The following is an 18,304-nucleotide window of genomic DNA, read 5'->3' on the forward strand; positions in this document are numbered from 1 at the left end:
GCGTGGTGAGTGGCGCTTGCGTCTCGTGGGGGTGCGGGCCTCAGCGTGGTGAGTGGCGCTTGCGGCGGCGCAGCCCGGCGGCGATGAGGCGCTGTAGCAGCTCCCGGGAGCTGACCGCCTGCGCCCCCAGCGACACCGCCCGCGCGTGCACGGTCTCCGGCACGTCGTAGTGATCCCGGTCGAACGCCCGCCCCGGCACCTCCAGCCGCGCCGCGAAGTCGTGCAGCTCCTCCAGTGATGCGTCGCTGACCAGATGCGACCACATCAGGCCGCGCGGCCCCGGCCAGTTGGGCGGATCGATGAGAACGGTCACGTCGTCCAGGGTAGGACCTTGCCGCGCACCTCGATCTCGCCCAGGCCGGCGACCACGACCTGGGCGCCATGGGCGCGCAGCTCGGCCGCGCCGCCGTCCCCGGCCACCGCGACCAGCAGCCCGAATCCGCCCTTGCGCGCCGCCTCGATCCCGGGCAGCGCAGAGTCGGCCACCGCCACCTTGACGGCGGGCAGCTCCAGGCGGCGGGCCGCCTCCAGGAACAGCGCCGGGTCCGGCTTGCCCGGCAGGTTCATCAGCGCCGCGTCGTTGCCGTCCACCAGCAGGTCGAACAGGTGCATGACGCCCGCCGAGCCGATCAGCCCGCGGCCGTGCAGGCTGGCGGAGACGCCCGCGGTCCGGGCGCCCCGCCGGCGCAGCTCGTGCAGGAGCGCGACCGTCTCGGGGAAGGCCGCCACGCCGTACTCGTCCACCTGCTCCAGGAAGACCCGGTCCTTGGCCAGCCCGAGCCCGTGCACGGTCGGCGCGCCCGGCTCGTCGTCCGCCGCGCCGTCGGGCAGTGTGATGCCGCGCGAGGCGAGGAACGTCCGGATGCCGTCGAGCCGCGGCCGCCCCGCCACGTGGCGCAGGTAGTCGTCGCGGATGTCGAACGGCGCCGAGCGGCCGCGCAGGAACGTGTCGAAGACGTGCTTCCAGGCGGCCGCGTGCCCCCGGGCGGTGTCGATGACCACGCCGTCGGTGTCGAACACGACGGCGCTGATCTTGCTCAGATCGATGACGGGCGCGTCCACATGGTGAACGTAACCGCTCTACCAGGCGACGGGAAGTTCTTTGACGCCGTAGACGATGGCGAGTTCCCGGAACGGCACCTCGCCCGCGACGCGCAGGCCGGGGAAACGGCGCAGCAGGGCAGGGAAGGCGATGCGCATCTCCATCTGCGCCAGCGGGGCGCCGATGCAGCGGTGGATGCCGTGGCCGAACGCCAGGTGCGAGCCCGCCGTCTCCCGGCCCGGCCGCACCTCGTCCATGCCCTCGCCCAGGGCCGGGTCGCGGTTAGCGCCGGTCAGCGAGCAGAGCACCAGCTCGCCCTTCTTGATCGGCACCCCGTGCAGCTCCAGATCGTGGCGGGCGAAACGGGGGAAGGCCACCTGCACGACGGTCATGTAGCGCAGCAGCTCCTCGACCACGTCGTTGATGTAGCCGTCGACCTCGCGCACCTTGGCCGCCTGCTCGGGGTTGCGCAGCAGCCACAGCGTGCCCAGCGCGAGCATGCTGGTGCTGGTGTCGTGCCCGCCGGTCAGCAGGCCGTCGGCCATGCTGGCGAGCGTCCGGTCGTCGAGCTCGTCGCCGTGCTCGCGCAGCAGCTGCCCGAGCAGCCCCTCGCCGGGGTTCTGCCGCTCCCTGGCGACCAGGTCCGTCAGGTACGTCATCGCGTCGTTGATCGCCTGCAGGGACGCCTCGGGGCCGGCCGTGAAGTCGAAGCGGTCCTTGCTGAGCTTCACGAAGTCGGCGCGCTCGTCGTACGGGACGCCGAGCAGCTCGCACACCACCAGGGACGGGATCGGCAGCGCGAACTCCTCCACCAGGTCCACCGGCATGCCCTCGGCGCCCTTGGCCTCGATCCTGTCCAGATGCTCCTCGACCATGGCCTCGATGCGCGGCTCCAGCCTGCGCAGGCGCCGCATGGTGAACTCGGGCGTCAGGAACCTGCGCAGCCGCGTGTGCTCGGGCGGGTCGCGGAACCCCAGGCCGCCGGGGTCCTCCTGGTTGGAGCCCAGCCCGATCACTCCGGCGAAGTCGTTGCTGAAGCGCTCGTGGTCGCCGAGCACGCCGCGTACGTCCTCCCAGCGGGTGACGAGGTACACGGTCTGGCCACCGGGGATCTCCATCGGGAAGACAGGGTGCTCGGCCCGGATGCGTCCGAGCTCGCCCACCGGGTCGAACCCGTCACGCATGAACTGGACGAGCGGGAACTCTGTGTCTGACATCGATATCCGTCCTGCTGGGATACATCGCACTATGTTGGGATAAATCCCTCGATAGATGGTCCCATTGGGAGAGGCGTACGGTGCCCTCCGAAAGGACGAATTTCATCTCGACCCAGGGGGCTTGGCAGGGCGGGAAGGAAGCTCTATCCGGCGGGGCAGGGCCGGCTCCTCTCGCCGCGCGCCCGTCTCCGGACGCTCCGTCACGCCGGGACGGCGCCATCCCTGTTGGACAGGGCGTGTTATAGGTGGGAAAGAGGGGCAAACTGTGGCGTCAGATGGGGTTTGGCGTACAAGATGGCGACATTCTGCAATGATCTCGTCGCATAGAGCCGAGCCATAGCCCCCACGGATAGTGACAGATGCCGACATTCGAGGAAATCACCGCCTTCGTCGTTGAGAAGCCGCTCGCCACCGCCGTCCTCGCGCTGCTCAGCCTGGCCGGGCTGGCGCTGGCGTTCCTGGTGATCAGGATCGTCTGGAGAGCCGTCGTCTGGTTGTTCGCCAGATACGTCGCCCAGCGTCCCATCGAGGACGTGCTGACCATCGTGGCCGCGTCCATCGCCACGGGCGTGTCCGCGCAGGGCATGTGGCGCTTCTCGGGGGACGTGCTGGGCCTGGACGGGCCGCTCAGGCTGCTGCTGTTCGCGTTCATCGAGGTCGCGATCATCACCAGCGCCGTGCGCGCCCGCCGCAACATGCGCGAGAACTTCTCCGCCGGCATCGACGGCATCGCCGTGTGGGCGCTGACCTGCCTGACCGCGGTGCTGTCCAGCATGGACGCGCGCAGCCTGCCCGAGGCGATGTTCCGGCTGGCCGCGCCGCTGGTGGCCGCCTGGCTGTGGGAGCGCGGCATGGCCATCGAACGCCACCGCATCCGCGGCACCGGCCGCATCAACTGGCGGCTCACGCCCGAGCGGCTGCTGGTCAGGCTCGGGCTGGCCGAGGTCAGCGACCGTACGGCGAGCGAGGTCGACGCCCACCGCAGGCTCACCAGGGTCGCGCTGGCCGCCAAGCGGGCCAAGGCGCTGCGCGAAGGCGGAGCCTCCGAGCGCAAGGTACGCGCCGCGCTGGCCAAGCTCGACAAGGCCATGGACCAGGCCGTCGAGCACACCGGGCTGGCCGTGGACCAGGCCCGCCAGGAGGCGCTGCTGGCGCAGATCGCCGCTCTCTACAACACCTCCGCCCTCATCGACGCCGACCCCCGCGTGCCGTGGGAGCAGGACGCCGAGCAGCACCCGGTGCCCGCCCGCCCGGCGCTGCCGCCCGCACTGGCCGAGCTCGTCCAGGACGAGGACGAGGACGTCGTGGTGTTCGACACCACCCCGCAGGTCGTCTCCACCGCCGAGCGGGCGGCGCTGATGCGGGCCGCCCGCGAGTTCTGGGACCGGCAGATCGCCAAGGGCATCGTGCCGCGTACGGTGGACATCGCCCAGGAGATCGGGATCTCGCTGTCCACGGCCCGCGAGTATCGTGCCCTGTGGAAGCTGGAGCCGCAGGCGCACGCCCTCATCGAGGCGCTCTACCACCAGCACGGCATCGTGGACACGGGCGCGTTCCCGGCCATCGGGGTGGACGGGCGGGTGCTAACCAAGTCCTGAGGAGCACGGGGGAGCAGGTGTGCGCGAGCGTACGCTCGACCGGGTCAGGAAGCTGCTGGCCAAGGCCGAACGCACCGACAACGAGCACGAGCGGGCCACGTTCATGGCGGCCGCGTCGGCGCTCATGGCCAAATACGGCATCGACGCGCTCCCGCCCGCCGGGACTCGCCAGACCCCCGGCGACCGCGTCGTCACCCTGCCGAACCCGTGGGCCAGGGAGAAGGCCCGCCTGGTGAGCCTGGTCGCGCAGGCCCTGCGGTGCCGCCCGCTGCTCATCGGGCGGGGCGACGGCGGGCAGCGGGTGCACGTCTTCGGATTCGCCGCCGACCTGGAACGCGCCGACCTGCTGGCCACGTCGCTGCTGCTGCAGATGGCCTCGGGGCTGGCGCGCGTCCGGGTCCCCGCGGACGTCGCGGCCGTGCGGGCCTACCGGCGCTCGTGGCTGCTGGGGTTCACCGACGAGGTCTACCGGCTGCTGTGCGAGGCGGAGTCCCGCGCCGAGTCCGAGTCCGCCGGTACGGGGGCCGCGCTGGTGCTGGCCGACCGCCGGGCGGAGGTGGATCGGGCGGTGGCGGCCCACTACCCGAGCATCAGGATGAGCGTGCCCCGCACCAGCGGCACCGGCTACCGCGACGGCGTGGCCGCCGGGCGGCGCGCCGACCTCGGCCGCACCGGCATGACCACCGCCACGGCCGGCGAGATAAGTCGGTAGGCCCCGTTTCTCATCCGTTTTGGGCGGGCGTGGAACGGGCATAAGCGCGCACACGGAACGCAGTCCTCACAACCGGGACAGGTGGTTCGTGAGCGAATTCCCCCGCATCATCACCGCCGACCAGCTCCGCGATCTCGCCAGGGCACTCCTGGCCGCCGCCGGCGCCCCCGCCGGCGCCGCCGCAACCTGTTCAGCGTGGTGTTCGTGGCGGCGTTCGTCTAATGGTCGACACCGGCGTGCCCTGGATCGTGTGGGCGGCGATGATGATCATGGGCGCGTTCGGGTTCGCGCCGCAGGTGGCCGTGCAGCCGGTGTTCTACGCGGAGCTGTTCGGGGCGCGGGTCCGCTACACCGGGTTCGCCGCCTCGCGGGAGCTGGGCGCGGCGCTGGCCGGGTTCTCGCCGCTGATCGGCGCGACGCTGGCGGCGCGGATGGGCGGGGAGCCGTGGCTGGTGGCGGCGTTCCTGATCGGGACCGCGGTGATCTCGTTCGTGGCGTTCTGGGCCTCGCGCGAGAGCAAGGACATGGACATCGCGGCCGCCGACCCGTTGCCCGGACGAGTGGGGGAGGACTGATGGACATCAACGGGACGGTCGCCGTTGTCACCGGCGGCGGCACCGGCATCGGCGCCGCCGTCGCGGAGGCCCTGGCCAGGAAGGGCGCGGCGGCCGTGATCGTCAACTACTCCCGCTCGGCGGAGGAGGCCGAGGCGACCGTCACCCGCCTGCGGGACCTGGGCTGCAAGGCCGAGGCCATGGCCGCCGACGTCTCGGACGACGCCGCCGTACGCCGCCTGGCCGAGCGCGTACGCTCCGGCCACGGCCGCGTGGACGCGCTCGTGTGCAATGCGGGGACGACCAAGTGGGTGCCGTTCCCCGACCTGGAGGGGCTCACCGGCGACGTGTGGCGGCAGGTCATGGGCGTCAACCTCATGGGACCCTTCTACTGCGCCCGCGCCTTCGCCCGCGACCTGCGGGCCGCTCGCGGCGCCATCGTCAACGTCGCCTCCATCGCCGGGATCCTCGCCACGGGCTCCTCGATCGCCTACGGGGTCAGCAAAGCGGCGCTGATCCAGCTCACCCGGGACCTCGCGGTCGCGCTCGGGCCCGAGGTCAGGGTGAACGCGGTCGCGCCCGGCATGGTGGCCACCCGCTGGCACATCGACCGGGTGGGCGAGCAGGTCTTCGCCGAGATGACCCAGCGGGAGAACGCCAAAGCGCCGCTGCGGCGCACGGCTCAGCCGCAGCACATCGCCCAGATGGTGACCGCGCTGCTGGAGTCGGACATGGTGACGGGGGAAGTCCTGGTCGGCGACGGCGGCCGGCACCTGGGGTACTGATGCGGCTGTCGCGGGCGGCGCTGCCGCTGATCCCGGCGGCGGCCAGGCCGCGGATGGGGCGTGGCGACCTGCGTACCGGGATCGTGCACCTGGGCGTGGGCGCCTTCCACCGAGCCCACCAGGCGCTCTACACCGAGGACGCGGGCGATCCCGCCTACGGCGTGTGCGGGGTGACGATGCGCAGCATGGCGGCGGCCGAGCCGCTGTCGGCGCAGGACCTGCTGTACTCGGTGCTCGAACGTGATGGCGCGCACGCCTCGATCCGGGTCTGCGGTGCGCTGACGGAGGTGGTGGGCCCGGAGACCGGGATCGCCAGGATCGCCGACCCCGCCGTGCGGGTGGTCACCATGACCGTGACCGAACCGGGCTACCGGCACGACCCGGCCACCGGGCGGTTGCGCGCCGGCGACCCCGGCGTCGCCGCCGACCTGGCGACCGGGCCTCACGGTGCGCGGGCCGCGTGGCCGGGCGGGCAGGGCGCCGGGCGGAGCGCGCCCGTCACGGCCGTCGGCCGGCTCGTGGCAGGGCTGCGCGCCCGCCGCGCCGCCGACGCCGGCCCGATCACCGTCATCTGCTGCGACAACCTGGCAGGCGGCGGCAGGCTGCTGGCCGGGCTGGTGACCGAATTCTGCGAGCTGGCCCGCGAGGAGGACCTGCTCTCCTGGATCCGCGACGGCAACGTGACCTTCCCGTCGTCCATGGTGGACCGGATGGTCCCGGCGCCCGCGGACGCCGACAGGGCCGCCGCCGCGCGCCTGCTCGGCGTGGCGGACAGGGCGGCGCTGGCCACCGAGCCGTTCCGGCAGTGGGCGATCGAGGACGGTTTCGCCGCCAGTTCGACGCGGCGCCGACCCTCGTACCGCCGCCGGGGACCGACCTGGCCGCCTACCGCACGCGGCTGCTCCCGGTGATCCGCGACCGCCTCGCCCGCGGCGCCGAGCCCCGGTGGGCGGCGCTGGGCGTGGCGGCCTGGATGCGGTACGTCTCCGCCGGCCGCGCCGACGACGGCACGCCGCTGACGGTGACGGATCCGCTGGCCGCACGGCTGAGCATGCCCGAGGCGGCCCCGCGAGAGGTGGTGGACCGGCTGTTGGGCCTCGTGGAGGTGTTCGGCGAGGACCTGCCGCGACACGGCGCCCTGCGCGGGCTGCTGGTGGACTGGCTCACCCGCCTGACGTCCGACGGCGCCCGCACGACGGCCCGCGACGCCTGAGCCGTCTGGCCCCCCGGGAGACGGGACGGCGGCGGTCAGCCCAGGGTGGCGGAGACCAGGGAGCGCGCCTCCTCCTGGACCTTGGCCAGGTGGTCCGGCCCGCGGAAGGACTCGGCGTAGATCTTGTAGACGTCCTCCGTCCCCGAAGGCCGCGCCGCGAACCAGGCGTTCTCCGTCGAGACCTTCACCCCGCCCAGCGCGGCCCCGTTCCCGGGCGCCGCCGTCTGCACCGCCGTGATCGGCTCGCCCGCCAGCGACGTCGCCGTCACCTGCGCCGCCGACAGCTTCCCGAGCACGGCCTTCTCCTCGCGCGTCGCCGGGGCGTCCACCCGGGCGTACGCGGGCACGCCGAACCGCTCCGTCAGCTCCTGGTAATGCGCGCTGGGCGACTTGCCGGTGACGGCCAGGATCTCCGACGCCAGCAGCGCCAGGATGATCCCGTCCTTGTCGGTGGACCACACCGACCCGTCGCGCCGCAGGAAGGACGCTCCGGCGCTCTCCTCGCCGCCGAACCCGAGCGACCCGTCGAGCAGCCCCGGCACGAACCATTTGAAGCCCACCGGCACCTCGTACAGCCGCCGCCCCAGCGACTCCGCGACCCGGTCGATGATCCCGCTGCTGACCATGGTCTTGCCGACGCCGGCGTCGCCTGGCCAGCCGTCGCGGTGGGCGTAGAGGTAGGAGATGGCGACGGCGAGGTAGTGGTTGGGGTTCATCAGGCCCCCGTCCGGGGTGACGACGCCGTGCCGGTCCGCGTCGGCATCGTTTCCGGTGGAAATATCGTATTTGTCGCGGTTCGCGATGAGCGAGGCCATCGCATACGGCGACGAGCAGTCCATCCGGATCTTGCCGTCCCAGTCGAGCGTCATGAACCGCCACGCCGGGTCCACCAGCGGGTTGACCACGGTCAGGTCGAGGCGGTGCCGCTCGGCGATCTCCCCCCAGTACGCCACGCTCGCCCCGCCCAGGGGGTCGGCCCCGATCCGCACCCCGGCCGACCTGATCGCCTGCAGGTCCAGCACGGCCGGCAGGTCGTCCACGTACGAGCCGAGGAAGTCGTAGCGCCCGGCCATGCCCAGCGCCTTGGCGTACGGGACCCGGTTGACGCCCTTCAGCCCGGCCGCCAGCAGCCGGTTGGCGCGGTCCTGGATCCACGTGGTGGCGTCGGTGCCGGCGGGCCCGCCGTGCGGCGGGTTGTACTTGAAGCCGCCGTCGCCGGGCGGGTTGTGCGACGGGGTGATCACGACGCCGTCGGCCTGAGCGGACGGGCGCCCGTTGTTGTGCCGCAGGATGGCGTGCGAGACGGCGGGCGTGGGCGTGTAGCCGTCCCGCGTGTCGATCAGCACCTCGACCTCGTTGGCCGCGAACACCTCCAGCGCCGACACCCGCGCGGGCTCCGACAGCGCGTGCGTGTCGATGCCCAGGAACAGCGGCCCGCCGGTGCCCTGGGAGCGCCGGTATTCGCAGATGGCCTGGCTCGTGGCCAGGATGTGGTCCTCGTTGAACGCGGTGTTCAGCGACGACCCCCGGTGCCCCGACGTGCCGAACGCGACCCGATGCGCCACCTCGTCCGGATCGGGATGCAGGGCGTAGTAGGACGTCACCAGGCGGGCGATGTCGACCAGGTCGGCGGGCTGGGCGGGCTGTCCCGCGCGGTCGTGCGTCATACAGGCCACTTTACAAATCCGGCCGGATGAATCCGGCGCAGGCCCGCGGGTGACCGCGATACGGCGTGGGAAGGTAGATTCCGTCAGCCACCAGAACGGAGTTCTGTTCCATGCGCTATGGATATTACCTGACCGAGAAAAAAGGCCCCGACCCGATCGGCGCGCTCCGCGACCAGATCGCCGAGGCGGCGGCGGACGGCTTCACCTCCGCCTGGCTCTCCAACATCTTCGGCCTCGACGCCCTCACCACCCTGGCCGTGGCCGGCTCCCAGACGCCCGGCATCGAGCTGGGCACCGCCGTCGTGCCGACGTACCCGCGCCATCCGGCCGTGCTGGCCCAGCAGGCCATGACGGCCAACGCCGCCCTCGGCGGGCGGCTGGCGCTCGGCATCGGCCCGTCGCACCAGATGGTCATCGAGAACATGTACGGCTACAGCTTCGACCGCCCCGGCCGGCACATGAAGGAGTATCTCGACATCCTGCTCCCGGCCAGCCGGGGCGAGCACGTGACGTACACGGGCGAGACGCTCAAGGCCGACCTCACCCTCACCACCCCGGGCGCCGGATTCCCCGTGCTGATCGCCGCGCTCGGCCCGCGCATGCTCAAGCTGGCCGGCACCGTGGCCGACGGCACCGTCCTGTGGATGACCGGACCGAAGACGGTCGCCGAGCACATCGCGCCCACGATCAATGCGGCCGCCGCCGAAGCGGGCCGCCCGGCGCCGCGCATCGTCTGCTCGCTGCCCGTCTGCGTCACCGACGACCCCGGCGCCGCCGTCAGCCGGGCGAACGAGATCTTCGAAGTGTACGGACGGCTTCCCTCCTACCGGGCGATGCTCGACAGGGAAGGCGCGGCGACCCCCGGCGACGTGGCGATCGTCGGCGACGAGAAGAGCGTGCTCGGCAAGCTGGAGGAGCTGGAGCGGGCCGGGGTGACCGATTTCGTGTGCTCCGTGTTCGCCAACAAGGAACGCACCCGGAACCTGCTCATCGGCGCGGCGAAGGGCTGACCGGGAGGTGTCCCAATAAAATCCGGCAAGGTGAAGCGCGAGCTCCGGGTACTTCAGGGCATAGACGTGTCCAACTGGCAGCGTTCCGTCGACTGGACCGGCCATGCGGAATCCGGGGTGACCTTCGCCTTCGCCAAGGCCACCGAGGGTGGCGACTTCACCGACAAGTGGTTCGCGCGTAACTGGGAGGGCATGCGCGAGAGCTGGATCGTCTGCGGCGCGTACCATTTCGCCCGCCCCAAGGGCGACCCCATCGAGCAGGCCCGCCACTTCCTGGCCACGGTCAGGTCGGCCGGCGGGCTGCGCCGCGGCGATCTGGTGGCGCTCGACCTGGAGACCAACGACGGCCTGCGCCCGGAGCGGGTCGCCCGGCACGCGCGCCGCTGGTGCCGCTTCGTCGAGCGGCACGCGGGGGTGCGGCCGTTCGTCTACACCTTCCCCGCGTTCGCGCGCGAGGGGAACTGCGCGGGCCTGGCCGAATATCCGCTCTGGATCGCCAACCCGGGAAAGCCCCGAGGCCGGCCCGTCGTGCCCGGGCCCTGGCAGGACTGGACCATCCACCAGTACGCCCACAGCCCCGTCGACCGCAACGTCTTCCACGGCACCCGCAAGCAGCTGACGAAGCTGGGTTTCCGCCGGCGATGAGCGGGGCGGGGGCAAGGACAGAGATCATGGGCGGCCCGGCTCACTGGTGAGGAAGGGTTTCACCCGCGATAGCATCGGGGTTCACCATCGAAAGCAGCGCCGGTGCCGAGCGCCGGAGCGCGATCCCAAGGGAGTCACCGTGTCAGCCGAGCTACGCATCACCCTCGCCGGAGCCGAGCGTGTGGTGGCGGCCGGCACGACGGCCGGTGAGGCCCTCGAGGCCGACGGCCGCACGGTCATCGCGGCCAGGGTCAACGGCGTGCCGCGCGACCTGGCCCATCCGCTGGACCAGGACGACGTCGTCGAGCCGATCGAGGTCTCCAGCGAGGACGGCAGGGCCATCGTCCGCCACTCCACCGCGCACGTCATGGCGCAGGCGGTGCAGGAGCTGTTCCCCGAGGCCAAGCTGGGCATCGGGCCGCCCGTGGAAAACGGCTTCTACTACGACTTCGACGTCGAGCAGGCGTTCAACCCCGACGACCTCAAGCGCATCGAGAAGCGCATGCGGGAGATCGCCAAGCAGGGGCAGCTGTTCTCCCGCCGGGCCGTCTCCGACGACGAGGCGCGCGAGGAGCTGGCGGCGGAGCCTTACAAGCTGGAGCTGATCGGGCTGAAGGGCGGCGCCGCCGAGGAGGAGGCCGTCGAGGTGGGCGCCGGGCAGCTCACCATCTACGACAACCTCGACCCCAAGAGCGGCGAGCTGTGCTGGAAGGACCTGTGCCGCGGCCCGCACGTGCCGTCCACCCGGTCGATCCCGGCGTTCAAGCTCATGCGCTCCGGCGGCGCCTACTGGCGGGGCAGCGAGAAGAACCCGCAGTTGCAGCGCATCTACGGCACCGCGTGGGAGTCGCGCGACAAGCAGGACGAATACCTCAAGCTGCTGGAGGAAGCCGAAAAGCGCGACCACCGCAAGCTGGGCGTCGAGCTGGACCTGTTCAGCTTCCCGCCGGAGCTGGGCAGCGGCCTGCCGATCTTCCATCCCAAGGGCGGGATCATCCGCAAGGAGATGGAAGACTACATGCGCAGGCGGCAGGCCGAGGCGGGCTACGAGTTCGTCAACACCCCGCACATCACCAAGTCGTCGCTGTTCGAGACCTCGGGGCATCTTCCCTGGTACGCCGATGACATGTTCCCGCCGTTCGAGCTCGAGGGCATCGAATACCGGGTCAAGCCGATGAACTGCCCGATGCACAACCTGATCTTCAGGGCGCGCGGGCGTTCCTACCGCGAGCTGCCGCTGCGGCTGTGCGAGTTCGGCTCGGTCTACCGCTACGAGAAGTCCGGCGTGGTGCACGGGCTGACCCGGGTGCGCGGCATGACGCAGGACGACGCGCACATCTACACCACCCGCGAGCAGATGGCCGACGAGATCAAGTCGCTGCTGAGGTTCGTGCTCAGCGTGCTGCGTGACTTCGGCCTGCCGGACTTCTACCTGGAGCTGTCCACCCGCGACGACTCCGACAAGTTCATCGGCGACCCCGCCGAGTGGGAAGAGGCCACCCAGGCGCTGCATCAGGTCGCCACCGAGTCCGGGCTGAGGCTGGTCGACGACCCGGGCGGCGCGGCCTTCTACGGACCGAAGATCTCCGTGCAGGCCAAGGACGCCATCGGCCGCACCTGGCAGCTGTCCACCATCCAGCTCGACCTCAACCAGCCCAAGCGGTTCGGCCTGGAATACCAGGCGGCGGACGGCAGCCGGCAGACCCCGGTCATGATCCACCGGGCGCTGTTCGGCTCCGTCGAGCGCTTCCTCGGCGTCCTCACCGAGCACTACGCGGGCGCCTTCCCGCCCTGGCTGGCGCCGGTCCAGGTGGTGGGCATCCCGATCGCCGACGCGCACGTGCCTTACCTCCAGGACGTGGCCAAGAAGCTGCGCGAGCGCGGCATCCGGATCGACGTCGACGCCTCCGACGACCGGATGCAGAAGAAGATCCGCAACGCGCAGAAGGCCAAGGTGCCCTACATGCTGCTGGCCGGTGACGACGACATCGCCAACGGGGCGGTCTCGTTCCGCTACCGCAGTGGCGAGCAGAAGAACGGCGTGCCGGTGGACGAGGCGATCGCCGAGATCGTCAACGCCGTGGAGCACCGGACCCAGGTCTGACGGCCACGTGGGGCGGAGCGTCCGCTCCGCCCCACGTCCGCCTGCTTGACGCGAGGCCGCCGAGGGCGACGATCTGCAGAACGCCCTTCCCGACGTGGAAGCGGGGCACGCCGATGACGCCGAGGAAGAAGCACAGTAGAGCGCGCCGGCCCATGACTTGGCCGTGAGGGGATCCTTTTCGGGTGGGGGGATCGGCCGGGCGAATTGAATCAGCAGGGAAACAGGCGGAAGGTGATGGCCGGTCGGCCGCCGAAGCGCTTGCCTTCCTCCCGGGCGTAGCCCTCGAGGAGATCGCGCGCGTACGTCTCCGGCTCCTCGGCGGTGAGAGCCTCGATGTAGGCGCGGTGCTCCATGAGGGAGCGCACGCCGCGCTCCAGGCCGTCGGTGACGTCCACGGCATGAGTGGGGGAGTCGGTGCCGGCGACGGCGACCCAGCGGAGGCCCTTCCAGGGTTCGGCGTCGGTGTCTGGAAATATCCACCTGTTGCCCGCGTCTCCGGCGGCGTCCAGCACGGCTCGCCCGACGGCCCGATGATCAGGAGTGTTCCAGTACGTGCCCCCCCACGTGTCGTCCGGGTTCAACGTGATCAGAAGCTCCGGGCGGTGCCTGCGGATGGCGGCCGCGATGTCCCTGCGCAGCGCCGTGCCGTACTCGATCACGCCGTCCCGGTGGCCGAGGAACTCCACGCTCGTCACCCCGACCACGGCCGCGCTGGCCCGCTCCTCGCGCTCGCGCACCCGCGCGCTCTCGGCGGGTTCGAGCGTGTCGATGCCGGCCTCGCCCCGCGTGGCGATCACGTACGCCACCTCGCGGCCGGCGTCGGTCCAGGTCGCGATCGCGGCCGCGCAGCCGTACTCGAGGTCGTCGGGGTGGGCGACGATGGCCAGGGCACGCTGCCAGTCGCCGGGCATGGGCTCGAGTCGATCTGTCGTCATGAAACCCACCCTAGGCAGCGGCGCGCGGCACTAGCATGGCCGCGGACGAAGGGAGGAGCCGGAGCCGATGGGGCTGGGGCAGCAGGGCGACCTGGTGGCGGCCGTCCGCGCCGGTGACGAGGCCGCGTTCGGCAAGCTGGTCGAGCCGTACCGGCACGAGTTGCACGTGCACTGCTACCGCATGCTGGGCTCGTACACCGACGCCGAGGACATGGTGCAGGAGACGCTGCTGCGGGCTTGGCGGCGGCGGGAGACGTTCGAGGGGCGCGCGACGCTGAGGGCCTGGCTCTACCGCATCGCCACCAACGCCTGCCTCGACCTGCTGTCCGGCCCCGCCCGCGCGCGGGAGATCACGGTCGGCACGGGAAGTGAGCCCCGATCGCCGTTCGCCGAGGTGCCGTGGCTGCAGCCGTACCCCGACCGGGTGCTCGACCTGGCCGCGCCCGGGCACGGCGAGCCCGACGCGGTGACGGTCGCGCGTGAGACGATCGAGCTGGCCTATCTCGCCGCCATCCAGCACCTGCCGCCGCGCCAGCGCGCGGTGCTGATCCTGCGGGACGTGGCCGGTTGGTCGGCCGAGGAGACCTCCGGCGCGCTGGAGCTGAGCGTGGCGGCGGTCAAGAGCGCCCTTCAGCGGGCGCGCGCCACGCTCCGCACGCACCTGCCTCACAACCGTGCCCAGTGGGGTCCGGCCACCGCTCCGAGCGAAGAGGAGCGGGCGGTGCTGCGCCGCTACATGGACGCCTCCGTCTCGGGCGACCTGTCGGCGCTGGCGGAGCTGCTGCGCGAGGACGCCCGGCAGACGATGCCTCCGGCGTCGCTGGTGTACGACGGGCGCGTGGCCATCCTCGACATGTGGCGGCCGTACATGGCCGGGCCGGAGGCGTGGGACTTCAAGGTGCTGGCGACGTCCGCCAACCGGCAGCCGGCCGCCGCCACCTACGCCCGCAGCGCCGGCGAATCCCGCTACACCGCCGTCAACGTCGACGTGCTGCGCATCGAGGACGGCCGGATCGTGGAGATCACGACGTTCGGCCCCGAACTGCACGCCGCCTTCGGCCTCCCCGAATCTCTCTGAAATTTCTCCCCCAGGACCGATTCCTTTCCCGGCCCGCCGCCGTCATACGGGCGCTACACCGCTTCAGAGACTTCGGAGAAAGGGATCGATCATGATGGACTACCCGCAGCGGCAGCCCGATGCCCAGCTCAAGGCCCTGAACCGGCTGGTCGGCACCTGGCGGGTGACCGGCGGCGCCGAGGGCACCGTGACCTACCGCTGGATGGAGGGCGGCTTCTTCCTGCTCCAGGACGTGAACCTGGTGCAGGACGGGCGGCCGATCAAGGGCATGGAGGTCATCGGCAGGGAGATGCCGTTCGGCGCGGACGAGCCCGGTGAGGACATCAAGTCCGTGTACTACGACAGCCAGGGCAACACCCTCGCGTACGTGTACGAGCTGGAGGGCGACACGCTGACCATCTGGGGTGGCGAGAAGGGCTCGCCGGCCTACTACCGGGGCACCTTCACCGCCGACGACAAGACGGTCAGCGGGGCCTGGGTGTACCCGGGCGGGGGCGGCTACCCGTCGGAGATGACCCGGGCGGACTGATCGCGACCCGCCCTGACGTCCGACAGCCGGCCTGCGGCCAGCCCCCCGTCCGGGCTTGACGTCCGCAGGCCGGCCTGCGGTCAGCCCCCGCAGCCGTTTTCCCGATGGGCGTGCGGATCCGGTGGCCCCGGCCGCGCGGGACCGTGGTCCGGCGACCTTCTCCACCACCTCGTCGGCGACCTTGTTGGATCCCTTCACGGTCGCACCGGGCGTGTGAGCGGGGACCGGGCCGGGGCTGGGCCGTTGGCGGGCGGTGCGGGGGCTGAGGTGTCGGCGGGCGGGACGGGCTGCCCGGCTGACGCGCCGGTCATCGCGGCCTCCTGCAGGCGAATGCTGAGGATGGTGCCGGAGGAGCACGCCGTTTGTCCGTGGTCCTATGCTGCTAGTTATGCACGATCAGGCAGGGGCAGGGGCAGGGGCGCCCGACAACTTCGACCGTCTGTGGACCCCGCATCGCATGGCCTACATCAAGGGCGAGAACAAGCCGACGGGCACCGGCCCCGAGGACGGATGCCCGTTCGACGCGATACCCAAGATGAGCGACGAGGACGGCCTGATCGTCGCCCGTGGGGAGAGCGTCTACGCCGTGCTCAACCTCTACCCGTACAACTCCGGCCACCTGATGGTCGTCCCCTACCGGCACGTGTCCGACTACGACGAGCTGCATCCGGCCGAGCTGGTCGAGCTGGGGGAGTTCACCCAGAAGTCGCTGCGCGCGCTGCGCAAGGCGAGCGGCGCGCAGGGCTTCAACGTCGGCATGAACCTCGGCCACGTCGCGGGCGCGGGCATCGCCGCGCACCTGCACCAGCACGTGGTGCCCAGGTGGGGCGGCGACACGAACTTCATGCCGGTCGTCGGCCAGACCAAGGTTCTGCCGCAGCTACTTCGTGACACCCGTCAGCTTCTCGCCGACGCGTGGGACTGACTCCTCCTGCCGCTGCTCCAGCACCCGGATCCCCACGGCCAGCAGCAGGGGCACGGCCAGCGCCAGCGCCATCGACAGCACGGCCGCGCCGGAGTCGTTGACCAGCATCCCGACCACGCCGCTGACCAGCGTGCCGATCAGCCCGGCCCGCAGCGCGGGGGAGTGCTCGAACGCCGCCGGCACCACCCCTGAGGAGGCCTGCTCCGGCCGCAGGATCGCGTAGATCAGGAACGCGACGGCCACGATCACGATGGGCATGAGGTTCGGGCTGAGCAGCGTGGCCAGCATGGCCTGGAGCTTGCGCAGGATGACGTCGAGCGCCTCGCCGCTGAGCACCTGGCCGACGAACCTGCCCAGGTGGGACTGCTTCTCGGGCGGCTGCAGGTAGTTGTAGTAGGCGAAGCCCATCACGATCACGCCGCCCGCCACGCAGAACGCCGCCAGCTTGACCAGCGAGACCCGCTTGCCCGCGACCAGCAGCGCGGTCACCGCGATGCCCGGCACGAACGCGATCACACCGCCGAAGTCGCTGCCCATCGCCGACCCGCCGAGCACCATGGCGAACGCACCCAGCACCACGATCGCGGCCACCCCGATCCGGCCCGGGTAGCGGTGCGCGATGACCGTGGTGGCCAGCAGCGTGCCGGTGGCCAGCAGCGCGAACGGGATGTTGCCCAGGCCGTAGTAGCGCGCCCCCTGCTCGGCGCTGAAGCCCATGAAGCTGTTGAGCTGGAGCGTGGTGTCGGTGAGCAGGTCACCGACGAGCGTGAGCGCGGTGACCCCCGAGACCACGGCCAGCGGGCCGAGCGGCCTGCGCCGCCAGGGCCCCGCCAGCGCCAGCGCGGTGATCGCGGCCCACCAGGCCAGCATGCCGCCGAACAGTTGCAGGTGGTTGCCCCAGGGCAACAGGTTGACCAGGAACGACGTGACGGGCAGGGCCGCCAGGGCGACGGCGGCCATCCGTACCCACGGCAGGCTCTTGTGGCGGCGCAGCAGCAGGAAGGCCAGCACGTAGAACACGACCTGGAGGACGGCCAGGGTGGTGAAGTATTGGCCCTTGGCCGAGCGCATGGTCTGGGCGGTGGCGTCGGCGCGCTGGACCTGTTCGAAGGTGGCGCCGGCGTCGCCGAGCCGCAGTTGCCCGCCCACGACCGTCGGGGGCGTCTGCACGCCCAGCTTGGCCAGGACGGTCGCGGTCAGGTCGGGCAGGATCGAGATGTCTTCGCGGCGGGTGGAGTCGGCCCCGAGCAGGCGGCCCTGCGCGCCCGGCTCGCGCAGGGCGGCGACCCGGAGGTGGGGCACGGAGCCGTGGTCGGACAGGCCCGCGAGCAGCACGGTCGTGTCCGGGGGCAGGATCGACAGCAGCGCGCCCGCCTTGGCGTCGGCCAGGCGCAGCGCGTCGCGCCGCTCGGTGGCTCCGAGCTGCTCGGGGACCTTGGGCAGCCGGTCGCCGATCAGGTAGGGGCGGATGAGGTCGTCCACGTCCATGGCGATCATCCGGCACTTGGTCAGGTCGCCGGTCCCGACCTGGAGCGGCGAGGCGTGATAGTTCTGCACCGCGCCCTGCCGGTCGGCCAGCGCCAGCGCGGCGCCGGGGCCGATCGCGATCGAGCACTGGCCCGCGGCCTTCAGCGTCTCGCCCAGCGTGCCGGCGTAACGCTGCCCGGCCACGTCGGTGAGGTAGCGGTAGCCGGGGATGACCGCGCTCCCGGTGCCCGCGACCTGCGCCTCGGGCATCGGGGGCGCGCCGCAGCCGTAGCCGACGGCCGACCTGGTGCCCGCCGACACGGTCAGCCAGCCGTCGTAGGGGCAGGTCACGTTGCCGACCGTGCGTACCGACAGCGACCCGATCGCGCTCGCTCCGGCCAGCTCCCACAGGTTGGGGGCGTCGGCCTGGGTGAGGTCGTTCCAGTGCAGGCCGGGCACGCCGATGAGCGCCACCCGGCCCGGGGCCTCCTCCGCCCGGGCCGTCCCCGCGAACACTCCCTGGCCGGTCAGCAGCTGGCCGAGTAGCACGGCCAGCACGACTACCGCGCGCCTCACCCCGATGACCTCCCGCGATCGATGATGTCCGTGGCACGGTAGAGGAAGGTCGCATCCCGGCGCCACCAGTACGGACTACCGTTACCTGAAATGTGATCGCTACGAACACATTTCAGACAGCCGTTACCTTACGGTCCGGCGTTCCCCGTTTCCGGGGTTCCCGCTTCACCGCCGACTGCCCACCTGGGGTGGGTCTTACACGGCTCCACCTGGACGGCAGTGTCCGTCGCCACTCGCGTTCTGCGCC

General features: G+C 71.5%; 18 protein-coding genes. 12 read left to right on the forward strand and 6 right to left on the reverse strand.

Translation table 11 applies throughout. The annotated features are described in order from the left end of the window. Positions 1–40: 40 nt before the first annotated feature. From ACTMTI_RS32290 to ACTMTI_RS32300, 3 genes are read right to left on the reverse strand one after another with little or no spacing between them, the layout of a single operon-like run. Entirely contained in the window at positions 41–313 is a 273-nt protein-coding gene (locus ACTMTI_RS32290) for a DUF4031 domain-containing protein (RefSeq protein ID WP_441124421.1), read from the reverse strand. After that, complete coding sequence (locus ACTMTI_RS32295) at positions 310–1,062, reverse strand: HAD family hydrolase (protein ID WP_441124422.1); 753 nt, start codon at positions 1,060–1,062, stop codon at positions 310–312. The genes ACTMTI_RS32290 and ACTMTI_RS32295 overlap by 4 nt, the downstream gene beginning before the upstream one ends. Positions 1,063–1,080: 18 nt before the next feature. Then, on the reverse strand, positions 1,081–2,259 hold the full coding sequence (locus tag ACTMTI_RS32300) for a cytochrome P450 (protein ID WP_441124423.1): 1,179 nt from the start codon (positions 2,257–2,259) through the stop codon (positions 1,081–1,083). A gap of 359 nt (positions 2,260–2,618) precedes the next feature. Between ACTMTI_RS32300 and ACTMTI_RS32305 the strand changes: the two genes are divergently transcribed. The 6 genes from ACTMTI_RS32305 to ACTMTI_RS32330 all read left to right on the forward strand — a co-directional run bounded on the left by ACTMTI_RS32305 (position 2,619) and on the right by ACTMTI_RS32330 (position 7,121). After that, complete coding sequence (locus ACTMTI_RS32305; RefSeq protein ID WP_441124424.1) at positions 2,619–3,857, forward strand: hypothetical protein; 1,239 nt, start codon at positions 2,619–2,621, stop codon at positions 3,855–3,857. A gap of 19 nt (positions 3,858–3,876) precedes the next feature. Beyond that, positions 3,877–4,569: a DUF2786 domain-containing protein gene (locus ACTMTI_RS32310; protein ID WP_441124425.1), complete on the forward strand. Its 693-nt coding sequence runs from the start codon at positions 3,877–3,879 to the stop codon at positions 4,567–4,569. A gap of 221 nt (positions 4,570–4,790) precedes the next feature. After that, on the forward strand, positions 4,791–5,144 hold the full coding sequence (locus tag ACTMTI_RS32315) for a hypothetical protein (protein ID WP_441124426.1): 354 nt from the start codon (positions 4,791–4,793) through the stop codon (positions 5,142–5,144). Beyond that, complete coding sequence (locus ACTMTI_RS32320; protein WP_441124427.1) at positions 5,144–5,908, forward strand: SDR family NAD(P)-dependent oxidoreductase; 765 nt, start codon at positions 5,144–5,146, stop codon at positions 5,906–5,908. Before ACTMTI_RS32315 ends, ACTMTI_RS32320 begins: the two co-directional genes overlap by 1 nt. Beyond that, positions 5,908–6,819 carry a hypothetical protein gene (locus tag ACTMTI_RS32325; RefSeq protein ID WP_441124428.1) on the forward strand — a complete coding sequence of 304 codons (912 nt, stop codon included), beginning with the start codon at positions 5,908–5,910 and terminating at the stop codon, positions 6,817–6,819. The genes ACTMTI_RS32320 and ACTMTI_RS32325 overlap by 1 nt, the downstream gene beginning before the upstream one ends. After that, positions 6,816–7,121, forward strand: a complete 306-nt coding sequence (locus ACTMTI_RS32330; protein WP_441124429.1) for a hypothetical protein — start codon at positions 6,816–6,818, stop codon at positions 7,119–7,121. The genes ACTMTI_RS32325 and ACTMTI_RS32330 overlap by 4 nt, the downstream gene beginning before the upstream one ends. A gap of 35 nt (positions 7,122–7,156) precedes the next feature. On the opposite strand, the gene pgm is transcribed toward ACTMTI_RS32330, so the two are convergent. Further along, the gene (gene pgm, locus ACTMTI_RS32335; RefSeq protein WP_441124430.1) at positions 7,157–8,788 is read right to left on the reverse strand and encodes a phosphoglucomutase (alpha-D-glucose-1,6-bisphosphate-dependent); all 1,632 of its coding nucleotides are present in this window, start codon (positions 8,786–8,788) and stop codon (positions 7,157–7,159) included. A gap of 110 nt (positions 8,789–8,898) precedes the next feature. On the opposite strand from pgm, the gene ACTMTI_RS32340 reads away from it, so the two are divergent. From ACTMTI_RS32340 to thrS, 3 genes are all read left to right on the forward strand, one after another. Continuing rightward, positions 8,899–9,798, forward strand: coding sequence for an LLM class F420-dependent oxidoreductase (locus tag ACTMTI_RS32340; protein WP_441124431.1), 900 nt, complete (start codon positions 8,899–8,901; stop codon positions 9,796–9,798). Positions 9,799–9,828: 30 nt separating this feature from the next. Beyond that, entirely contained in the window at positions 9,829–10,443 is a 615-nt protein-coding gene (locus ACTMTI_RS32345; RefSeq protein ID WP_441124432.1) for a glycoside hydrolase family 25 protein, read from the forward strand. A 139-nt stretch (positions 10,444–10,582) separates the two neighbouring features. Further along, positions 10,583–12,547, forward strand: a complete 1,965-nt coding sequence (gene thrS / locus ACTMTI_RS32350; RefSeq protein WP_441124433.1) for a threonine--tRNA ligase — start codon at positions 10,583–10,585, stop codon at positions 12,545–12,547. 209 nt (positions 12,548–12,756) lie between these two features. Here the strand turns inward: thrS and ACTMTI_RS32355 are convergent, their stop codons facing one another. Then, a complete protein-coding gene (locus ACTMTI_RS32355) occupies positions 12,757–13,482 on the reverse strand; it encodes a PIG-L deacetylase family protein (RefSeq protein WP_441124434.1) in 726 nt (241 codons plus the stop codon). Between the two features lie 67 nt (positions 13,483–13,549). Between ACTMTI_RS32355 and ACTMTI_RS32360 the strand changes: the two genes are divergently transcribed. The 3 genes from ACTMTI_RS32360 to ACTMTI_RS32370 all read left to right on the forward strand — a co-directional run bounded on the left by ACTMTI_RS32360 (position 13,550) and on the right by ACTMTI_RS32370 (position 16,014). Beyond that, a complete protein-coding gene (locus ACTMTI_RS32360; RefSeq protein ID WP_441124435.1) occupies positions 13,550–14,560 on the forward strand; it encodes an RNA polymerase subunit sigma-70 in 1,011 nt (336 codons plus the stop codon). Between the two features lie 91 nt (positions 14,561–14,651). Beyond that, positions 14,652–15,089 (forward strand): hypothetical protein, encoded by a 438-nt coding sequence (locus ACTMTI_RS32365; RefSeq protein WP_441124436.1) that lies wholly within the window; start codon positions 14,652–14,654, stop codon positions 15,087–15,089. A gap of 388 nt (positions 15,090–15,477) precedes the next feature. Next, on the forward strand, positions 15,478–16,014 hold the full coding sequence (locus tag ACTMTI_RS32370; RefSeq protein ID WP_441124437.1) for an HIT family protein: 537 nt from the start codon (positions 15,478–15,480) through the stop codon (positions 16,012–16,014). Here the strand turns inward: ACTMTI_RS32370 and ACTMTI_RS32375 are convergent. Then, complete coding sequence (locus tag ACTMTI_RS32375; RefSeq protein WP_441124438.1) at positions 15,970–18,057, reverse strand: hypothetical protein; 2,088 nt, start codon at positions 18,055–18,057, stop codon at positions 15,970–15,972. The genes ACTMTI_RS32370 and ACTMTI_RS32375 overlap by 45 nt on opposite strands. Between the last annotated feature and the right edge of the window lie 247 nt (positions 18,058–18,304).

This window comes from Nonomuraea sp. H19, assembly GCF_052068215.1.
GTDB lineage: Bacteria > Actinomycetota > Actinomycetes > Streptosporangiales > Streptosporangiaceae > Nonomuraea.